The following is a 2,090-nucleotide window of genomic DNA, read 5'->3' as shown; positions in this document are numbered from 1 at the left end:
GTTCCTGCCAGTATTAAGAACGAGGAAAAAGTATCAACTGATGGTCTATCCCGTTATTCGTTTTTTGTCTATGGTGGTGTGAATCTTCAGTCACGAATCAATACCGTACAGAGAGGAAATATACCGATAAGTGGAAAACTGATTGGCGCAGACGGTTTTAAAAAAACCTCCACCATACCTGGATTTCAAAGGCATCATATTGCCAGTCATACCTATCCAAGAACTCAAAATCATGCCGCGTTTGCTTTATCTGGGCTGAGCATACAATCGCGAGCCAATCTGATATACTTGCCAAAAGAGGCATCAGGTCATCCAACGCGTTCTATCCATAGCGGTCGCCATACTCCTAGTTATAATGAGAAGGTGGCAGAACGTTTAGATGAGGTAGTTGAGAAAGGTAAAGCTCGGGGATGGACTGCAGAGCAATATCGGGCTGAAACAAGAAAAGTCTTGTCCGCAGTAAGACAAGAGTTACGCGCGGGTACTGTCGGATTGAACGAGAAGATGCGCCCTAACGCAACGAAATGGTAGGAGAATTAAGAATCATGATTTATTGTTGGAAGGTTCCAGAAAATGTGTTAAACAAAGAAATGGGGGTATATGATGAGACATGTTCGCCCGATCATTTCTTGTTGCGGGCTAGTCGCAAGTTGGATTTAAAAGAATTTAGTCCAATGCCGGTAGTCCATTTTAAAATTCCTCAAAACCGAGCGTTAAAATTTGATTGTTTAGTTAATAGTGCTGGAATTCCTTTAGTCAATGAGCGAATTCAGGATATTTTGGAAGAAATAGCACCGAATGAGGTGCAGTTTTTTCCAGCCAAGGTAATCTGCTCTGATGGGGAACTGGCAGGGTACACTTTCTTAAATGTGACGGTGGAGATCGAAGGAATCGATCATGAAAAGACTGTTTATGATCAATCAGGTTATGGTTTCCATTACCTTACTTACAAAAAAGGATGCCTGGGTGAACATCCCCTTACTCGTGATAAAGAATATCATAGTAATTTGTTAGTCAGTGAAAAACTAAAAATTATCTTTGATCAAGCAAAAATAACAGGTGTTTGGCTCGTACGACCTGAAGAGTATTATCGTCCCTTAGGATAATTGGGCACTGTCATGTATGGACCCAGCGCGGTTTTGTCGTAAAAAATTAATTCCCAGAGTAGACTCTGTCTTTTTGCAAGGGAACGATCAGAGATGCTGAGTTTTAAGTGGCGCCATTTTAAGCAGGACATTATTTTGATGTTGGTTAGATGGTACTTGGCTTACTCATTGAGTTACCGTGATGTTGACGAGTTAGCTTTGGAACGTGGTCTAAAAGTAGATCACTCCACTATCAATCGCTGGGTTATTGATTATTCTCGTCAGTTGGAAGAGGTATTTCGTAAGCGCCGCAAGCATCCTGTTGGGATTTCATGGAGGATGGATGAGACCTATATTAAGGTGAAGGGCCAATGGGTTTACTTGTATCGAGCCGTTGATAAAGAAGGTAAGACCGTTGATTTCATGCTTTCAGAAAAAAGGGATGAGCCTGCTGCAAGAGCATTTTTTGAGAAAGCCATAGGTTGTAATGGCTTACCCGACAAGGTAACAATGGATAAAAGTGGCGCTAACAAAGCTGGAATTGATACAATTAATTTACACTTGGGGCTGCTGTTTATGTTGGGTGGACTGTTCGTCCAGCTCACGATGAGACAAATTAAATACCTCAATAACATTGTAGAACAAGAGCATCGATTCATTAAGAAAATCACCAGGCCAATGAAGGGCTTCAAGGTATTTCACTCAGCGAATGCAACATTAGCCGGAATTGAATTGCATCACATGCTCAGAAAAAACCAGCATACTGAATCGGCCAATCAAACTATTTTTGAACAGTTCTATGGACTGGCGGCGTAAACTCGCCCAAAATAACGCGATTCGTGGTCTAAAAATATTTTTGCGACAAAACCTTAGGAAACAGAGGTCGAATATCATCAAGGCACAAGTGAACTAAAAACTACTAACATTGCCGGATATACGAATGCAAATACTTCACTTTTCACGAGCGTTTACTTGCAAAAACGGATGAGTCCATATACGAGGTAG

Annotated in this window: 3 protein-coding genes; all 3 read left to right on the top strand. The window is 41.2% G+C overall.

The genetic code is table 11. The features are described from left to right. The coding region (locus tag ACQY7T_RS10010; protein ID WP_428413113.1) for an AHH domain-containing protein at nt 1-531 on the top strand (531 nt) is incomplete at its 5' end. A gap of 14 nt (nt 532-545) precedes the next feature. After that, a complete protein-coding gene (locus tag ACQY7T_RS10005; protein ID WP_428413112.1) occupies nt 546-1,106 on the top strand; it encodes an imm11 family protein in 561 nt (186 codons plus the stop codon). A 93-nt stretch (nt 1,107-1,199) separates the two neighbouring features. After that, nucleotides 1,200-1,901 carry an IS6 family transposase gene (locus ACQY7T_RS10000; RefSeq protein WP_428413111.1) on the top strand — a complete coding sequence of 234 codons (702 nt, stop codon included), beginning with the start codon at nt 1,200-1,202 and terminating at the stop codon, nt 1,899-1,901. Nucleotides 1,902-2,090 lie beyond the last annotated feature (189 nt).

It is taken from the genome of Legionella sp., assembly GCF_965140895.1.
GTDB lineage: Bacteria > Pseudomonadota > Gammaproteobacteria > Legionellales > Legionellaceae > Legionella.
This window is presented reverse-complemented; position numbering and strand designations above follow the sequence as displayed.

Coding starts and splice junctions, on each gene's coding strand:
- ACQY7T_RS10005 (WP_428413112.1), top strand. CDS start 546: ATGATTTATTGTTGGAAGGTTCCAGAAAATGTGTTAAACAAAGAAATG.
- ACQY7T_RS10000 (WP_428413111.1), top strand. CDS start 1,200: ATGCTGAGTTTTAAGTGGCGCCATTTTAAGCAGGACATTATTTTGATG.